General features: G+C 70.5%; 14 protein-coding genes and 1 tRNA gene. 6 read left to right on the top strand and 9 right to left on the bottom strand.

The genetic code is table 11. The features are described 5' to 3' along the window. Positions 1-10 precede the first annotated feature (10 nt). From AMA02S_RS25215 to AMA02S_RS25200, 4 genes are all read right to left on the bottom strand, one after another. A complete protein-coding gene (locus AMA02S_RS25215; RefSeq protein WP_067461922.1) occupies positions 11-2,194 on the bottom strand; it encodes an MMPL family transporter in 2,184 nt (727 codons plus the stop codon). A 107-nt stretch (positions 2,195-2,301) separates the two neighbouring features. Beyond that, positions 2,302-3,849, bottom strand: coding sequence for a CYTH and CHAD domain-containing protein (locus AMA02S_RS25210; RefSeq protein ID WP_067461919.1), 1,548 nt, complete (start codon positions 3,847-3,849; stop codon positions 2,302-2,304). Beyond that, the gene (locus AMA02S_RS25205) at positions 3,849-4,139 is read right to left on the bottom strand and encodes a three-helix bundle dimerization domain-containing protein (protein WP_067461916.1); all 291 of its coding nucleotides are present in this window, start codon (positions 4,137-4,139) and stop codon (positions 3,849-3,851) included. Before AMA02S_RS25205 ends, AMA02S_RS25210 begins: the two co-directional genes overlap by 1 nt. Continuing rightward, positions 4,136-6,001 (bottom strand): pyruvate kinase, encoded by a 1,866-nt coding sequence (locus tag AMA02S_RS25200; protein WP_084265565.1) that lies wholly within the window; start codon positions 5,999-6,001, stop codon positions 4,136-4,138. The genes AMA02S_RS25205 and AMA02S_RS25200 overlap by 4 nt, the downstream gene beginning before the upstream one ends. 310 nt (positions 6,002-6,311) lie before the next feature. Here AMA02S_RS25200 and AMA02S_RS25195 point away from each other — a divergent pair, with 310 nt between their 5' ends. Together AMA02S_RS25195 and AMA02S_RS25190 are read left to right on the top strand one after the other, a co-directional pair. Next, complete coding sequence (locus AMA02S_RS25195; RefSeq protein ID WP_084265564.1) at positions 6,312-7,163, top strand: SAM-dependent methyltransferase; 852 nt, start codon at positions 6,312-6,314, stop codon at positions 7,161-7,163. A gap of 136 nt (positions 7,164-7,299) precedes the next feature. Then, positions 7,300-7,770: a hypothetical protein gene (locus tag AMA02S_RS25190; protein WP_067461906.1), complete on the top strand. Its 471-nt coding sequence runs from the start codon at positions 7,300-7,302 to the stop codon at positions 7,768-7,770. Positions 7,771-7,803: 33 nt separating this feature from the next. Here the strand turns inward: AMA02S_RS25190 and AMA02S_RS25185 are convergent, their stop codons facing one another. Continuing rightward, positions 7,804-8,454: an SDR family NAD(P)-dependent oxidoreductase gene (locus AMA02S_RS25185; protein WP_067461903.1), complete on the bottom strand. Its 651-nt coding sequence runs from the start codon at positions 8,452-8,454 to the stop codon at positions 7,804-7,806. 90 nt (positions 8,455-8,544) lie between these two features. Here AMA02S_RS25185 and AMA02S_RS25180 point away from each other — a divergent pair, with 90 nt between their 5' ends. Then, a complete protein-coding gene (locus AMA02S_RS25180; protein WP_067461900.1) occupies positions 8,545-8,901 on the top strand; it encodes a MerR family transcriptional regulator in 357 nt (118 codons plus the stop codon). A gap of 382 nt (positions 8,902-9,283) precedes the next feature. Here the strand turns inward: AMA02S_RS25180 and AMA02S_RS25175 are convergent, their stop codons facing one another. Continuing rightward, positions 9,284-10,255, bottom strand: coding sequence for a sigma-70 family RNA polymerase sigma factor (locus AMA02S_RS25175; RefSeq protein WP_067461898.1), 972 nt, complete (start codon positions 10,253-10,255; stop codon positions 9,284-9,286). A gap of 124 nt (positions 10,256-10,379) precedes the next feature. Here AMA02S_RS25175 and AMA02S_RS25170 point away from each other — a divergent pair, with 124 nt between their 5' ends. Both AMA02S_RS25170 and AMA02S_RS25165 read left to right on the top strand, forming a co-directional pair. Next, a complete protein-coding gene (locus tag AMA02S_RS25170; RefSeq protein ID WP_067461896.1) occupies positions 10,380-11,816 on the top strand; it encodes an MFS transporter in 1,437 nt (478 codons plus the stop codon). A 66-nt stretch (positions 11,817-11,882) separates the two neighbouring features. Beyond that, positions 11,883-13,394 (top strand): CYTH and CHAD domain-containing protein, encoded by a 1,512-nt coding sequence (locus AMA02S_RS25165; protein ID WP_169806886.1) that lies wholly within the window; start codon positions 11,883-11,885, stop codon positions 13,392-13,394. A gap of 82 nt (positions 13,395-13,476) precedes the next feature. Here AMA02S_RS25165 and AMA02S_RS25160 read toward each other — a convergent pair. Beyond that, positions 13,477-13,549: transfer RNA gene (locus tag AMA02S_RS25160), tRNA-Asn, on the bottom strand. A gap of 149 nt (positions 13,550-13,698) precedes the next feature. Here AMA02S_RS25160 and AMA02S_RS43635 point away from each other — a divergent pair. Beyond that, complete coding sequence (locus AMA02S_RS43635; protein WP_067461892.1) at positions 13,699-13,983, top strand: YtxH domain-containing protein; 285 nt, start codon at positions 13,699-13,701, stop codon at positions 13,981-13,983. Here the strand turns inward: AMA02S_RS43635 and AMA02S_RS25150 are convergent. Both AMA02S_RS25150 and AMA02S_RS25145 read right to left on the bottom strand, forming a co-directional pair. After that, complete coding sequence (locus AMA02S_RS25150) at positions 13,980-14,462, bottom strand: hypothetical protein (protein WP_067461889.1); 483 nt, start codon at positions 14,460-14,462, stop codon at positions 13,980-13,982. The genes AMA02S_RS43635 and AMA02S_RS25150 overlap by 4 nt on opposite strands. A 17-nt stretch (positions 14,463-14,479) precedes the next feature. Further along, positions 14,480-15,799, bottom strand: a complete 1,320-nt coding sequence (locus AMA02S_RS25145; RefSeq protein ID WP_067461888.1) for an MGH1-like glycoside hydrolase domain-containing protein — start codon at positions 15,797-15,799, stop codon at positions 14,480-14,482. Between the last annotated feature and the right edge of the window lie 96 nt (positions 15,800-15,895).

Genomic DNA, 15,895 nt, shown 5'->3' with positions numbered 1-15,895 from the left:
TGGGATACAACTATTCCCGGCCGCCGTCCCCCTCCAGGCCGCCGTCCCTCTCCCGGCCGCTGGCCGCCGCGCGGACGGCGTCCTTCTCGCGAACGTCGGCCGCCGCGCGGACGGCGTCCTGGTGCCCCGGCCACCAGGCCGCGTGGCCGAGGAGCACCGTCACCGCGGGAACCAGGAACATCGACATCACGAACGCCGCAAGGATCACGCCGAGCGCCACCGTCGTCCCCATCTCCTGCATCGCGTCGGCCTCGGCCAGCAGGAACGTCGCGAAGCTGCCGGCGAGGATCAGCCCCGCGGACGCCACGGTCGGCGCCGCCTGCTCGAACGCGTGGCCGACGCCCCGCCGGGGCGGGTGCCCGGCCCGCGCCTCCTCCCGCAGCCGCGCGATGACGAGGATGTTGTAGTCGGTGCCGAGCGCCGTCACGAACAGGTAGACGATCAGGGGCAGGAAGAAGATGACCCCCGTGTGCCCCTCCCCCCACTGGAACAGCGCCACGCTCGCACCGATCGTGCCGAGGAAGCTCAGCACCACCGCGATCATCAGGTAGACCGGCGCCACGACGCTGCGCAGCAGCAGCCCCAGGATGATCGCGATGAGCAGCCCGGCGATCGGGAACACGACCCGGTAGTCACGGTTCATCGCCTTCTGCAGGTCGACCATGACGGCCGTCTGCCCGCCCACGATCACCTCCGTGCCCGGTGGCTCCGACGCGTGGGCCGTGTCCCGGACGGGCCCGGACACGCTCTCCATCGCCGCCTTGGACAACGGATCGTCGCTCAACTGGACCTCGACGAGCGCCGTCCGGCCGTCGGCGCCCCGCTCAGGCGGTTCGACCGCCGCGACGCCCTCCGCCGTCTTCAGCTTCGCCGCGACCGTCTCGGCCGCCCCCGGCGGGAGCGGCCCGCCGTTCGTGCTGGTGATGAACACCTGGGTGGCCTCCTGAGCCCCGGCGGGGAAGCCCTTCTCCAGGTCGTCCACCCCCTTGGCGGCCTCCGTTCCCGGGGGCGCCGACGCCATGTTGAAGTTGGCGGTGAACCCGAGCGCGCACACCGACAGGGCGACGAGGACCGCGCCCGACACCAGCGCCACCGGCCACGGGCTCCGCCCGATGAAGCCGCCCAGCCTGCCCGCCTTGTGGTGCGGCGGCTCGGCCCGCCACGACTTGCTCGGCCAGAAGACCTTGGCTCCGAGCAGCGACACCACGGCCGGGATCAGGGTCAGCGCCGCCACCAGCGTCGTCGCGACCGCGACGCCCATCGCCGGCCCCATCGACTTCAGCATGCCGAGCGAGGCCAGGATCAGCGCGCTGAAGGCGACGATCACCGCGCACGCCGCCGAGGCGATCACCTCACCGACCCGCTCGACCGCCGTCACCATCGCGGTCTTGCCGCCTTCACCCGCCCGCAGCCGCTCCCGATACCTGAACAGCAGGAACAGGATGTAGTCCGTCCCCACCCCGAAGAGCACGATCGGCATCAGCGACTGCGTCAGGCTGTCGCCCTTGAGGTCGAACGCCGCGTTCACGGAGCCGATCAGCGCCAACGCCACCACCATCACCAGACCCACCGTGATCAGTGGCAGGAACGCCGCCACCACGCTGCGGAACGTGAAGATCAGCAACACGAAGATCACCACGACGGTCGCGCCGAGCGTGATCGCGTCGCTGCGCTCATAGGACTCCTGCGCGTCGACGTTGATCGCCGCGTTTCCGGTGACCCTGGCGGTCAGCCCGGTCCCCTGCGTCCCCTTGTCGAGGCTCTCGCGCATCCGGTCGATGGCCTTGGCGACGTTCGGATCGTCCAGGCTCTCCGACGTGAACTGCGCATTGATCATCTCGACCTTGCGGTTGGGTGCGATGGGCCCCACCGCCACCTGCTGGACGCCGCGGAGCCGCTCGTTGTCCAGCGTCGCGGCCAGCCGCGCCGTGACCGCCTGGTCGGCCTCGGTGAGCGCGCCGCCGTCGGACCGCGTCACCGCGATGATCGCCGCCTGCCCCCGCGTCTGCGGGAACGCGTCCCGCGTCAGATCGAACGCCTGGACCGACTCGTACGAGCCGGGCAGGAAGTCCGTCTGCTCCGAGCTGGCCTTGAACTTCGGCGCGAAGCCCGTCAGCAGCACCGCGGCCACCACCCAGGCCGCGATCACCCACCAGCGGCGCCGCACCACGAACCGTGCAAGTCCCCCGAACATACCGACCCCCGAAGATCAGACCATGCCCGACGACCTCCTACCCATAGCGACGAATCAGACACATTGCGCAACCATTCCCGCCCGCGTCCCCTCGAGCCTCCTCCGAATCATTGGACGTCGACCTGCGAGCGCCAATTCACGCCGTCGCCGAAGAGGCGTTCGAGATCACGTGCCGCGGACGCCTCCCGTTCGTGCAGCAGGCCATAGGTGAAAGTCTCTTCGCCATAACCGTGGGCGCGGGCGGCGATCTCCAGCAGGACGGCACGGGAGACCACTCCGTCCTGATGGTCGCCGAGGACCTCCTGGAGCCGCTTGGCCCGGGCGACCTGCCGTTTCGCCGCACGGCCCAGCACGGGCTCGGCGATCTCGGCGGCGTAGCGGGCCCGCTTGGCCGCCTTGCGGGCCTCGTGCATGGCGGTGTCCCGGTCGGACGCTCGGTCGATGCGCCGCAGCGCCCGCTCCAGCCGCCGCTGGGCCTGGTGGAGCAGGGGCGGCAGCACCCGGTCGGCGGCACGGCCCGCCTCGCGGGTGAAGGGGGGATCGGCGATCAGTGCGTCCAGGACGTCCAGGAGAGCGAGGTAGCGGGACCCGTTCAGCTCGGCCACCGCGGCGAGCCGGGCCTCCTCCAGCCCTTCGGTGAGATGCTGGGTGACGCGGGCGCGCACGGGCCCGTGGACGAGGTCGCCCTCCACCTCGTCGAGACGGCGCAGGAGCCGTTCCAGCAACACCTCCCGGTCGCGGGCCGCCCCCAGGGCGGCAGCGAGCCATTTGAGCTCGGCGGCCACCTCCCGGGTCCGTTCCCGGTCGATGATCGCCGCATAGACCTGCAGGGCGCTGCGCGTCCGGCGGGTGGCGACCCGCATCTGGTGGACCGCGTCCGCCCGGTCGAGCCGCACCCGCGGATCGCAGGCGATGACGGCGCGCACCTGGGTCCGCAGGTATCCCAGGACCACCTCGCCCGCGCGCGCCGCCGCTTCGCCCCCGCCCGGCGGAGCGGAACGGTCGCCGGGCGGGAGCAGCCGGTCACCCAGCAGGCGCGCCAGTTTGCTCGGGGATCCCGCGTCACGCGCGCCCTGCGCCCGCAGTGCCCGGTCGATGGCCTCCAGCACTGTGGCATCGCCTCCGATCAGCTCGACCTCCAACTCGTCCCAGTCGGCGGAGGCCGGCTCGCCCGCCAGCGTCCGGGCGGTCACCGAGTCGCTCACGACCTCGGCCAGGGGCCTGCCCGTGAGGCTGGTGAGGCGTTGTGCCTTCCGGGCCGTGCGCAGCCGCGCGACCGGCACCAGAGGCCGGCCTCGGGCATGCGCCGCGGTCAGGGACACCAGTTCGTCCGGCACCCCCTCCGGTACCCCGGGCACCGGGCCGGCGAGGCCCGCCTCCCCGGATTCCGGCTCGGCGAGGGGCAGCCGCACCTCATCCCGCGTGTCCCGGCCGGCGGGCAGCTTGAGGTGCCATCCGGCGTCCCCGCCGCCGATGCGCCACCGCAGGGTCACCCGGGCCCGCAGTAGACGCAGATCTTCGGTGTCGTAGTAGACCGCGTCCAGCGTCTCGCGCCGGGCCGGGTCCAGGACCGTGCCGGGCAGGCCCGCCAGTGCGGCGAGGGTCTCCGGTAGCGCCTCGTACTTATGTTCGGTCTCGCGGACGATCTCGGCCATCACCGTCCCCCTCTTTCAGCGGTGGCCGCCACGGCGTCACCGCGGGCGCGTCGCCGCAACTCGTCGCGGACGGTCCTTTCCACCAGCAGGGGGACGAAGTCGCGGATGGAGACGGCCGCGAAACCCGCGACGGCCTCGTCGATCAGAGCGGCGACCTCCTCAGGCGAGACCTCGGCCCCATAGGTGATCACCAGCCGGTCGCGCAGCCGGATCAATGCCTTGCGCTCCTGCTCGGCCTTCCGCTCCTGGTCGACGTCACGTTCCCGGTCGGTCTGGGACGGCCTGCTCATGGGGATCCTCCCGCGCCGTCAGCGGCCCGCCACGACTTCAGGGACCGCAGCAATGTGTCCTTCTTGTCCTGATGCGTGGTCATCCGGCGCAGGATGTCGTCCAGGACGATCACCGCCTCCACGATGTACGGGCCTTTGTTGAGCATCACGCACTCGGCGCGAGCGCTCATGGCCGCGTCGGTGATCTCCGCCCGGGACGGAATGCCGGAGCGCGCCATCCGGTCGAGCACCTGCGTCGCCCAGATGGCCGGAAGATGGGCCGCCTCGCACAGCCAGAGGATCTCTTCCTGCAACTCGGCCAGCCGCTGGTAACCGCATTCGACGGCCAGGTCACCGCGGGCGATCATCACCCCCACGCGCGGGCGGCGCATGGCGGTCAGCAGGATCTCGGGCAGGTTCTCGAAGGCCCGCACCGTCTCGATCTTGACGACGACGCCCAGGCGTGCGTCGCCCAGGTCGTCCAGTTCCCTCAGCAGGTCGGCGATGTCGCTCGCCTCTCGGACGAAGGAGATCCCGACCAGGTCCGCGTGGGCGGACACGAACCGCAGGTCCGTGCGGTCCTGCTCGCCGAGGGCCGAGACCGGCAGGGTGCTCTCGGGAAAGTTGATCCCCTTCCCTGCGCGCAGCCGCGATCCGCCGCGACGGGCCCGGGTGATGGAGACCTCGATCTCGTCGGGTCCGGAGCTCACGACCGTACCGCCGATCTTTCCGTCGTCGAACCAGACGTCCTGGCCGGGCCGGACATGCCCGAACACCTGCGGCATCGTGCATCCGATCCGCGCGGGCAGGGACGATACCGGGACCGGGCGGCAGTCCCGGGTGAGGATCAGCGTGTCCCCCCTGCGCAGCGTCAGGTACAGCGGTACCGGCGGCAGCGGCCCGACCGAAACGTCCGCGTCTCCGTGCGCCCGCAGCACAGTGCCGGTCGCGATGTAGGCCGTGTGCTCGCAGGAGGCCGTCGCGCCCCCGTCGCCCACGCTCTCGATGACCAGCCGTCGTTCGGCGTCGCGGGTGTCGCGCAGCCTGATGGTCTCGCCCGGACGGCGCCGCGTGGCCCAGGCCACCGGGACGGGCAGCACGGGGAGATCCTCCCCCGGATCGGCGGTGCCGGACGCGCCGAGCCGGCACCGGGCGGGCTCGAAGACCCGTCCGAGCAGATCGCGGACCGGGCGCAGCCGGACCACCGTCGGTCCTTCCACCAGCGGCCCGGTCCGCAGTTTCGGGCCACCCAGATCCATGGCGACGTCGATGTCGCGGCCGACGGCGGCGCCCGCGGCCCGCGTGTGCCGGATCATCCGCTCCCACGTCTCGGGCCCGTCGTGGGCGCAGTTGATCCGTGCCATGTCCATTCCGTGCTCGGCCAGTGAACGGACCAGCCGCGGGTCGCCTGCGGCAGCGGCGGGCAGCGTCACCATGATGCGCGACTCCCGGCCCTCCGGGCTCGGCCCCAGCAACGCCACCGCCCGCCGGCGAAGCAGCCGCCGCCCTCCTGCCAGGCCGATGAGCGGCTCCTCGGCCGACTCGCCGGACGGGACGTCGCGGACGGGTCCGTCCCCACGTCCGGCCAGCGCGTCGATCGCCCGCGTCACCGCGCCGAGGGAGGCCAGAACGTGCGATTCGCTACGCCCCAGGGACGACAGACCCACCGCGGCCAGGCCGCTCTGCAAGCCGCGAAGATCATGCCGGCGCAGCGCCCAGTAGTGCACCAGGTTCAGGGCGCTGGGGCCATGGCGATCGTCGACACGTTCGATCTGCGGCGCCCACAGCGACTCGGCCGCCGCGCAGTCGGCGCGCAGCTCACTCACCCGCCTGCGCAGCTCCGCAAGCGTCTCGGGATCGGGGGTACCAAATGGCTTGCTCATGCCTCCACCCTTACGGGCACGCCCTTGGGCCACCAGAGGCGTTCATCCCGGCAAAAAGAGCCATCGGGTACTTTCAGCTACCCGCAGTTCACCAACGACCGGCCCACCAGCGACAATGGCCGGCTGAATCTGCCATGAGAGCTCGTGACATCGATCACAGTGCGGCGCCACGAGGTGAAATCCTTGATCTTTTCATGGCCGCCGGCATGGGACCGTTCCCGCTGGGGCGATCCGGCTTCTCCGAAACGCCACCAACGCCGCGAAAATATATGATCCCTCTAGTCCGGTCACGCCTTCCGAGGAGTCGACGATGCCCCCTTCTGGCACCTCTCCGACCAACCCGCCCTCACACCTTCCGCCTTATTTGCCGCAAAATGCCGCAGAACGGTTCCGAACCGACATTCCCTCCCCTGCACGGGCATGGAACTACTGGTTGGGCGGCAAGGACAACTACGAGATCGATCGGGCGATCGGGGACGCGACCGCCGCGATCAACCCCGAGGTCATCACAATCGCCCGACAATCCCGACTTTTCCTGATCCGCGTCGTCCAATACCTGGTGGCCGAAGCGAAGATCCGCAACTTCCTGGACATCGGCTCGGGACTGCCCACCCAGTCCAACACCCACGAGATCGCCCAGCAAATCATCCCGGAAGCCCGCGTCGTCTACGTCGACAACGACCCCATGGTGCTCGCCCACGCACGCGCGCTCCTGCGCGGCACGACCCCCGAGGGCGTCACCGACTACCTCGACGCCGACTACCACCATCCCGGGCAGATCCTCGAAGAGGCTGCCAACGTCCTGAATTTCAACCAGCCGATCGCGGTCATGTTCATGGGTGTGCTCGGGTTCTGCCAGGACTACGAGACGGCCCGGCGGATCGTCGCCGACACCATGGCCGGAGTGCCCTCGGGCAGCCACCTCGTGCTCTGGGACTGCACCGACACCTCCGAGGCCGCCAAGCGCAGCACCGAGACCTACGCCGAATCGGGAACGCTTCCCTACCACCTCCGCAGCGTCGAGCACGTCGACGCCTTCTTCGACGGCCTGGAGAGGATCGAGCCGGGCACGGTCTCCATCACGCAATGGCGACCGGACCCTGCCCAGGGCGGAACCCCCGACCACGTCAACGGCTACGGCGCGGTAGCCCGAAAGCCCTGACGAGACCCGCCGCCTTCTACCAGGCGCCCCGGGACCCCTCCCCCGCGTCCTGCTGTTGACTCGGGCCCACCCCACCGGCAGCCGAAGCCGCTGACGTGGTACCGCCGACATCCCGAGCGACGGCAGAGGAGTTCCAGTGTCATCAGGTTCACGGTTCCTGGCACTGATCGCGGCGACGGGCGGAGGGCTGGCCCTGGTCGGCTGCGCTTCGAGCCCCGACACCTCGTCGCCGTCCTCCGGCCCGCGTAGTTCCCGCGCCTCGGCTTCCGCCTCCGTGACAGCGGCGGACGACACGAACCTGGCGGCGTGCACCGACGGCAGGTGCGAGGTACGTGTCGGCGCGTCCGCGAAGATCCCGGTGCCCCGCCGGCTGGAGGTCGCGTCGGTGCGTGTGCAATCGGTGAGCGCCACCGATGTGACCGTCGTCGGACGTTACCTCGGCGATTCCACCACCGGCACCGGCTCCGGCAACTTCAGCAGCGAGTCCGCGGACGGCAGATTTCGGCTGACCGTGGGTCTGAACAGTGTGGCCATACAGAACGGTTTCGCCGTCGCCGTCCTGGCGCTCCAGGGCGGACAAGCCGTGCTCCGCATCATGCCCGCCTAATGGGACAGCCGTGTCCAGGAACTGCTGAACGCCTCACCCCTGGTACAGGGCTTCGCGCTGCCAGCGATCCCGCGGCTGAACATGCAGGTCCCAGTAGCGCTCGGCGATCCGATCAGGATCGAACGCGGTACCGGGAGCCACGGCGCCGTCCACGGTCACCGACGCCACATGCACCCCCGCCGGGCCGTACTCGATGTCGAGCAGTTCAACGAGCGTGCGCACGCCGGCCTTGCCCAGCGACAGGCTCACATACTCCGGTTTCGGCTCGGGCATTCCACCGGTCACCAGAAACGACCCGGCACCCCGCTGCGCCATGGCGGGCACCGTATGCGCCGCCGCCGTCAGGGCCCCGACCACGTTGACCGACCACGCCTCCAGATGCGCCCGCACCGGCAGGTCCCCGAGACCGTCCGGCCGGATGATCGCGGCGTTGTACACCACCACGTCCGGAGCCCCCAGTTCCCCGGCCGCCGCGTCGAGCGCGGTGCGCAGGGCCGTCTCGTCGGCGCTGTCGGCCACCAGAGGCACAGCAGGCACCCCGAGCGACGCGACATCGTCCGCGACCGCCCGCACCGTCGCGCCCGTCCGAGCCACCAATGCCACCGGTAGCCCCTCCCGCGCGAACCGCCGGGCGACCGACCGGCCGATCCCCGGTCCCGCCCCGATGACCACCGCTCCCGGCATCCCTCGCCCCTTCCCCTGGATGATCGCTGGCGTTTCGGACGTTAGAGCCTCACATCATGTGAGGGTCAACCGCCGACGAAGGGGACGAGCATGAGGATCGGCGAGCTGGCCGACCGGACCGGCGTGAACCCGCGGTTGCTGCGCTACTACGAACAGCAGGACCTGCTGCGACCGATCCGCCTGGACAACGGCTACCGCGAGTACAGCGAGTCCGATGTGACCGCGGTACGCCACATCCGCGCACTCCTCGACGCGGGACTGCCCACAGCGGTGATCGCCGTCGTCCTGGACTGCGTCCACGACGACGGCGAGACCCTGATCCCCGAACCATGCCCTGGCATGGTCGCCCACCTCCAGCGAGAGCGCATCCGCGTCTCCGACACGATCACCCGGCTCCAGGCATCTCAGCAAACCCTGGACACCTGGCTGGCATCCCTCACGAGATAGCCCCGGCGCGGACAAGGCACCGGGGCTCTCGCAGCACAGAGGGATCAGCGCCTCAGTGTCGACCAGTGACCGAGGCGATCTTCTCGCCGGAACCCTTACGCGGAGGTTTCATGTCGGCACGATCTGGACGTGGACTGGCCAAGGCATCGCAGGTGGCCGAGCACGACTTCGACGCGGCCGGCCGGTGTTCACGTCGGCAAGGCGCTGCGCCGCGCGTGGAACGCGCCTTGCCCTCTCGCCTGTCGCCGACACCGTCTCGACCTAGACCGACCAGATCCGGGCGCTTCTCGACGCCGAAGCGCTGTGGACGTCCCCGAAGCCCGCGACGTCCAGGCCCTCCTGAACGCGATCACCCGCCCCCGTGACAATGGGGAAAGCACCCTCACTCATGGACGAGGGGAAGGTCAAAGAAATCGAAGAGGGAATCGTCGATGAAGCTGGAAATGTGGACGATGCCCGAACGCGTCACGGTGAGCACCTGAATGGAATGCGCGTGAAGCACCCCGTCCTCGCCTCGCAGGTACATTCCAAAGGCCGGCTGGTCGTTCGCGCGAGTAGGGACGAGCCGGTTTCCACCGGGCGACAACCGCGTTTCGAGTAGCCGACCGATGGCATCCCGACCACTGAACCAGTGCGGGACGGGTGGCATCTCCCAGGCGGCCTGCTCGGTGAGCAAACGGGTGATCGCGGGAATGTCGACGGCCTCGAAGGCCTTGGCGAACCGGTCGAGCAACTCGCGCTGCGCCGGTTCGTCCGGCTCGGTGATCTCGTCACTCGCGGGGACGAGCCGCTCCAGCCGGGAGCGGGCACGCAGCAGCGTGCTGTTCACCCCGGTACTGGTCATCCCGAGCAGGTCGGCGACCTCGGCCGCCGGCCAGGCCAGCACGTCCCGCAGGACCACCACCGCCCGCTGCCTGCCCGGCAGGTACTGCAGCGCGGCGATCAGCGCCAGCCGCAGACCCGCCCGCGCCGCCACGACCGCGGCCGGATCCTCGGGGACGCCACCGATCAGCCTCTCGGAGAACGGCTCCAGCCAGGCCACTTCAGGAGCGCGCGCACCGACCGGTGGCGGGTCGGCGGACGGCGAGGCGAGGCCGGAGGGCAGCACCCGGCGGCTGCTGTGCTCCAGGGCGTTCAGGCACGCGTTCGTCGCTATCCGGTACAACCACGTCCGCAGCGACGCGCGGCCGTCGAACCCGGCGTACGAGCGCCACGCACGCAGGTAGACCTCCTGGACCAGGTCCTCGGCATCATGAACCGAACCGAGCATGCGATAGCAGTAGGCCAGCAGTTCGCGCCGGAACGGATCGGCCAGCCGTGCGAACTCATCGGCATTCTTCTCATCGGTCTTCACAGGACGCACCTCCCCTTGTACTGACCGGACGCGCAGAACGAAGTCGTCGGCTTCCGTCCGCTGAATCTCGCGGCGCGGCCGGTATGTACAGGCGACCCGTGAACCGAGAACCTGAAGGAAACACATGCCCGCAAGGACAAGCGGTTGGCTGCTCGCCCTGACCGCGACGGCGTCGCTGATGGTGGCCCTGGACGCGACGGTGGTGGCGACCGCGCTTCCCAGGATCCGGCTCGACCTGTCCGCCACCATGGAACAGCTCGAATGGACCGTGAACGCCTACGGCCTGAGTTTCGCCGCACTGCTGATGACCGGGGCGGCGCTCGGCGACCGGTTCGGACGCAGGCGCATGCTCGTTTCCGGCCTGGGCCTGTTCACGGCGGCCTCGGCGGGGTGCGCCCTGGCCCCCGGCATCGGCTGGCTGATCGCCGCCCGCGCCGTCCAGGGATGCGGGGCCGCACTGGTGATGCCGCTGGCGATGGCGTTGCTGAGCAACGGTTTCCCACCCGAGCGACGCGCCGGGGCCCTGGGCGTCTTCGCCGGGCTCACCGGCCTCGCGGTGGTGGCCGGACCCGTCGTCGGCGGGATCGTCACCCAGGGACTCGCCTGGCAGTGGATCTTCTGGCTCAACGTCCCGATCGGCCTGGCCGTCATCCCCCTGGTGCTGCGACGCATCCCGGAGAGCCGCGGCGCCACCGCCTCCCTCGACCTCGGCGGCGTCGTCCTGGTGACCGCCGGCGCGCTCGGCCTCGTCTGGGGCCTGATCCGCGCCAACAGCGCCGGATGGGACGCCCTGGAAGTGGACAGCGCACTGCTGGCCGGAGCGGCATTCCTGGTGGGTTTCATCCTCTGGGAACTGCGCGTCCGGCACCCGATGGTCCCCATGCGCCTGCTGCGCTCTCGTGGCTTCTCCGCAGCCAACGCGACCGCGCTCTTCTCGTACGCGTCCCTGTACGGCTCGCTCTTCTTCATGGCCCAATTCCTCCAGACCGCGCTGGGCGACGGGCCACTGGCCTCCGGCCTCCACCTCGTCCCGTGGACAGCCACGGTGACCGTCGTGGCACCCGTCGCGGGAACCCTGGTGAACCGTGTAGGAGCCCGTACTCTCACCGTCATCGGACTGACCATGCAGGCCACCGGCATGCTCTGGATCGGACTAGCCGCCGAACCGTCACTCGCGTTCTGGCAACTGATCGCACCGATGGTTCTCGCAGGGGCCGGAATCAGCATGGCGATGCCGGCCACACAGACCTCCGTCATCAACGCCGTGGGACCCCAGGAGATCGGCAAGGCTTCCGGCGTCTTCAACACCCTGCGCCAGTTCGCCGCAGTCCTGGGCGTGGCGATCCTCGCCGCGGTGTTCACCGCCAACGGCGACTACAGCACCGCCGAATCCTTCTCCGACGGCTTCGCTCCAGCCATCGTCACCAGCGGCTTGCTGTCCCTGGCCGGCGCCTTGGCGGCCCTGCTCATCCCCGGCCCGGCTCGAACACCTCGAACGCCGCCGGTGCTGCCCGTCCCCGCGCGGCCGGAGGCTGGGCCGCTGGTCAGCGGGTCGCAATAAGAGTTCACTTTTCAAGTGGTAGAGGGGGGTACGGCCAGGGGCAGCCCCCCAGCGAAAGGAATGATCGTGAGCATCAACCTCGAGGTCGAACGCAAGTACGACGTCAGCGTCGACTTCCGCGTCCCGGACCTCCGGGGTGTCGCCGGATGCGAAGACGTCGGTACCTCCCAGACCCGCACCCTCGCCGCCCTGTACTTCGACACTCCGGACCTGCGCCTGATGTCCCGTAACATCACGTTGCGGCACCGTACCGGCGACGGGGAGCCGGCATGGGATCTGAAGCTGCCGGCCGGCGCGGACGAGCGGCGGGAGATCCACGTCCCGGCCGGGCGGGAGAGCGGGATACCCGAACAGCTCACGCGACTCGTCACCGCCTATACCCGCGGTCGGGGCCTCGTCCCGGTCGCCGAGATCGCGACCGTCCGGACCGAGTGGTTCCTGCGGTCGAAGGCAGGGACGGTGCTGGCCGAGCTCGCAGACGACACCGTGACGGCACATCGCCTGGACGATCCCACCAGCGGTTCCGGCAGGCGGTCGTGGCGCGAGATCGAAGTGGAACTGTCCGAGGGCGAGCCGGGTCTCATCGACGCGGTGGAGAGGCGGCTGCGCGGCGCCGGAGCCTCCGACGGCGGTTCCGCGAGCAAGCTCAGCCTTGCCCTCGGCGTGGACGCGGGACGCTCCGACCGTCCCGCGGGCGCCGCCAACGCCGCTGAAGTGCTGACCGCCTACATAGCCCGGCAGCGTGAATCTCTCCTGGCGTACGACCCGCTGGTGCGGCTCGCCGACCACGACGACGACTCCGTCCACAAGATGCGGGTGGCGGCCAGGCGGATCCGAAGCGTCCTGCGCACTCACCGCAAGGTTCTGGAGCAGCAGCGCACCAGCGCCGTGGACGCCGAGCTCAAATGGCTCACTGACGCCTTGGGTGAGGTCCGCGACCTGGAGGTTCTACAGGCGCGCTTCGATCAGCGGCTCGCGGCGAGCCCCGACGTCGGCGGCCATCCGGTGTTCATGACTGAACTGGCCGCACGCGAGCGGCGGGCGCGCGGACGTCTTCGCCAGACCCTGTCGAGTCCCCGGTACGCCGCCCTCCTGGATGCCCTCGACATCTTCGTCACCGACCCGCCGGTCAACGAGCGGGCGTCCGGCAGACCCAAGAAGCAGACCGTCAAGGTCATCGACCGGGCCTGGCGGAAGATGACCCGCGCCTACGGCGAGGCCCGGGAGGGCGCCGCCGGTCCCGAGCGTGACGCCGCCCTGCACAGGACACGCAAGGCCGCCAAGCGCGTCCGCTACACGGCCGAAGCGGCGACGCCCGCCTTCGGCAAGCCCGCGCGCAAGCTGGCCCGGCAGGCCGAGCACATCCAGGACATCCTCGGCGTCCACCAGGACAGCGTCGTGGCCGCGCGGCAGGCCCGGCGCCTGGCCGATGAGCCCGCGGCCCACCCGGCCGACGTCTACACCCTCGGCCTGCTGGCCGGCGACTCCCGCTGCACGGCGGCGAAGGCGGCCGACGAGATCGCCGGTGTCTGGAAGAAGGCCGCCAAGCCCAAGCGGCTGCGCGCTCTCAAATCCTGAACGCGCCTGACCGGGCTCAGCGCAAGGCCCCATTCCGCCTACGCGAATGGGGCCTGACCTGCAATCTGAAAGGACACTCTTGCTCCCGCGATTGGACTCGAACCAATAACCTGCCGGTTAACAGCCGGCTGCTCTGCCGATTGAGCTACGCGGGATCGTGCTCGCCGGGGGCCCTGGGCCCTGCTGGCGCGTCTAGGTTAGCGCATGTCCGGGGCTGTTCGCGCACGCGTTATCGGCGGGGTGGATGGAGGCGCCGATCGTGGGTATGGGTGAGGGATCTTACCGCCGGGACCTGGGAGTTATCATGAAATACACGTTCATCGCCGGCGCCGCGATCGGCTACGTCCTCGGGACGAGGGCGGGGCGCGAGCGGTACGAGCAGCTGAAGCAGTGGTCGCGTCAGGTGTCGGAGAATCCGAACGTGCAGGAAGCCACGGAGAAGTTGCGGGCCAAGGGCACCGAAGTCGCGGGAGTGGCGCGCGACAAGGCCGGAAGCCTGTCGTCGGCGGCCAAGGAGAAGGTGCCGCAGCAGGTGCAGGGGCACAGTGAGAAGGCCGACGCGGAGCAGCCGCCCGTCTACCCGGGTTAGAGGCCGGTCTGGCGGCGTAGGTCCTCCAGGATCTGCTCGGCCTGGGCGCGCAGGCCCGGGTCGTCGGAGTCGAGGTCCGCATCGAAGACGAAGGACCAGCGGACGTCGCCGCCGATGGCGGGGCGACGGCCGGCGATGCGGACCTTGCCACCGCCGGGCAGCCGGGCCTGATGGTTGACGGCGATCGTCGCGGTGACGCGTTCCCGGACGGTCTCGGGGACGGAGCCCGGGTCGGTGAGGCGGACGTGGTGCTCCGTCCCGGAGGAGGTCTCCTGGACGTGGAGCCAGCCGTCCTTCCACGACGCCTGGTCGACGCGTTCCCAGGGGACGCGGGTGAAGCCGCCCTCGGGGGCCGGGATGTGCAGGGCCGTCGTGGTGGCCGTGACATGGGAGCCGCCGCGGGTGGGGGCCGTGGCGAGGGCGCGTTCGCCGCGTTCCAGGATGACGCCGGCGGGCACCCGGCCTCGGAGTAGGCGCATGCCCCAACGGTAGGCGATCAGGCGGCCTGCGGTGCGCGGCGGGCTGCGAGCAGGTCCAGGACGAGCGCCGCGGACCAGGAGTGGTCGTGGGAGCCGCGGCCCGTCCCGTCGAAGGGGTCGAAGAACTCGCGGAAGCCGGACTGGCGGACGAGGCGCATGGTCGACCCGTAGAGCAGGTCTCCGATCACCGGGAGGCCGTGGGCGAGCGAGCCGTACCACAGGAGCCAGTTCGTACTGATCCAGGTGGGTCCGCGCCAGTAACCGCCGCGGTCGAAGACGGGGGCCTGGATGTCGCAGGTGGGGACGGGGTATCCGGCGGCTCCGGCGAAGCGGGCCGACAGGAGGAGGTCGACCAGACTCCGGACGATCGGCGCCGGCAGGTCGGGGTCGAGGAGGGGGCCGAACGAGGCGGCGGTGACGATCGGCAGGAGCCGGTCCTCACGCAGGTCACGGGCCCGAAAGCAGCCGGCTTCGGCGTCCCAGAGCCGGTCGAGGAGCGCGGTGTGGACGCGCTGGGCGCACTCGCGGTGCGGGGTGGGGTCCCCGCCGATGATCGCGGCGACCTCGGCCAGGGCGTGGGTCGAGGCGAGGTAGGTGGCGTTGACGAGGGGGTCCTCGACGGCGAACGGGTGCGACTCGCGGAGGTAGCTGGGGTGGTAGCCGGCCTCGCGCATGAGGGTGGCGAGCCAGACATAGCGGTCGTAGTCCTCACCGGTCGGGAGCATCCGGGGGATGTGGGCGGGCGCGTAGGCGGTGGGTGGGAGCCGGACCGCACCGAGCGGGCGGTCCCAGGCGGGGCTGTTGTCCATACCCGACTCCCACGGGTGGCAGATCGCGATGAGGCCGCTGGAGGCCAGGTCGCGGGCGCGGGCGAGGTGGCGGTGCTGGGCGACCAGCAGGGGGTACAGGCGGGCGAGGAAGGCGCGGCTGCCGTCGGCGTCGGGAGCGCACGCGTGGAGGCGGAGAGCGGCGAGGGCGTGCAGCGGAGGGTGGGTGAGGCCGGAGGTGTGGACGCCGCTGGGAGCGCCGGGCTGGCGTTCGCTGCGCCACAGTTCCGGGCCGGGGAAGAACGCGTGGCGGGCGAGGGTGTTGTTGAACACGATGTGCGGGAGCATCCCGTCAGCCCACTGGCCGCGGAAGAGCGAGAGCAGTTCGGCCTCGGCGCGGTCCGGGCGGTGCCGTGCTAGGCCCATGCTGATGAACGCCGAGTCCCAGCTCCATTGGTGCGGGTAGAGCCCCGGAGATGCGGAGGTCGCGGTGCCGGTCCAGTTGGCGTCGAGCACCCGAGCCGCGGCCTGCCACAGCGCGGTCTCGTCACCGGTGAGACGGGTGCTCATGTTCTCAGGGCGCCCTCCCTGGTCGGGGCCTCACCGTGATTGTGACCGCGGAAACCGGCCGCGACGACCCCTGGCGGCCGGTCGATTCTCCACACG

It is taken from the genome of Actinomadura macra NBRC 14102, assembly GCF_001552215.1.
Taxonomy (GTDB): domain Bacteria; phylum Actinomycetota; class Actinomycetes; order Streptosporangiales; family Streptosporangiaceae; genus Spirillospora; species Spirillospora macra.
The sequence above is the reverse complement of the archived record's forward strand: the minus strand, read 5'-3'. Positions and strand labels throughout refer to the sequence as shown.

Coding starts and splice junctions, on each gene's coding strand:
- AMA02S_RS25195 (WP_084265564.1), top strand. CDS start 6,312: ATGCCCCCTTCTGGCACCTCTCCGACCAACCCGCCCTCACACCTTCCG.
- AMA02S_RS43635 (WP_067461892.1), top strand. CDS start 13,699: ATGAAATACACGTTCATCGCCGGCGCCGCGATCGGCTACGTCCTCGGG.
- AMA02S_RS25215 (WP_067461922.1), bottom strand. CDS start 2,194: ATGTTCGGGGGACTTGCACGGTTCGTGGTGCGGCGCCGCTGGTGGGTG.
- AMA02S_RS25180 (WP_067461900.1), top strand. CDS start 8,545: ATGAGGATCGGCGAGCTGGCCGACCGGACCGGCGTGAACCCGCGGTTG.
- AMA02S_RS25200 (WP_084265565.1), bottom strand. CDS start 6,001: ATGAGCAAGCCATTTGGTACCCCCGATCCCGAGACGCTTGCGGAGCTG.
- AMA02S_RS25170 (WP_067461896.1), top strand. CDS start 10,380: ATGCCCGCAAGGACAAGCGGTTGGCTGCTCGCCCTGACCGCGACGGCG.
- AMA02S_RS25210 (WP_067461919.1), bottom strand. CDS start 3,849: ATGGCCGAGATCGTCCGCGAGACCGAACATAAGTACGAGGCGCTACCG.
- AMA02S_RS25205 (WP_067461916.1), bottom strand. CDS start 4,139: ATGAGCAGGCCGTCCCAGACCGACCGGGAACGTGACGTCGACCAGGAG.
- AMA02S_RS25150 (WP_067461889.1), bottom strand. CDS start 14,462: ATGCGCCTACTCCGAGGCCGGGTGCCCGCCGGCGTCATCCTGGAACGC.
- AMA02S_RS25185 (WP_067461903.1), bottom strand. CDS start 8,454: ATGCCGGGAGCGGTGGTCATCGGGGCGGGACCGGGGATCGGCCGGTCG.
- AMA02S_RS25145 (WP_067461888.1), bottom strand. CDS start 15,799: ATGAGCACCCGTCTCACCGGTGACGAGACCGCGCTGTGGCAGGCCGCG.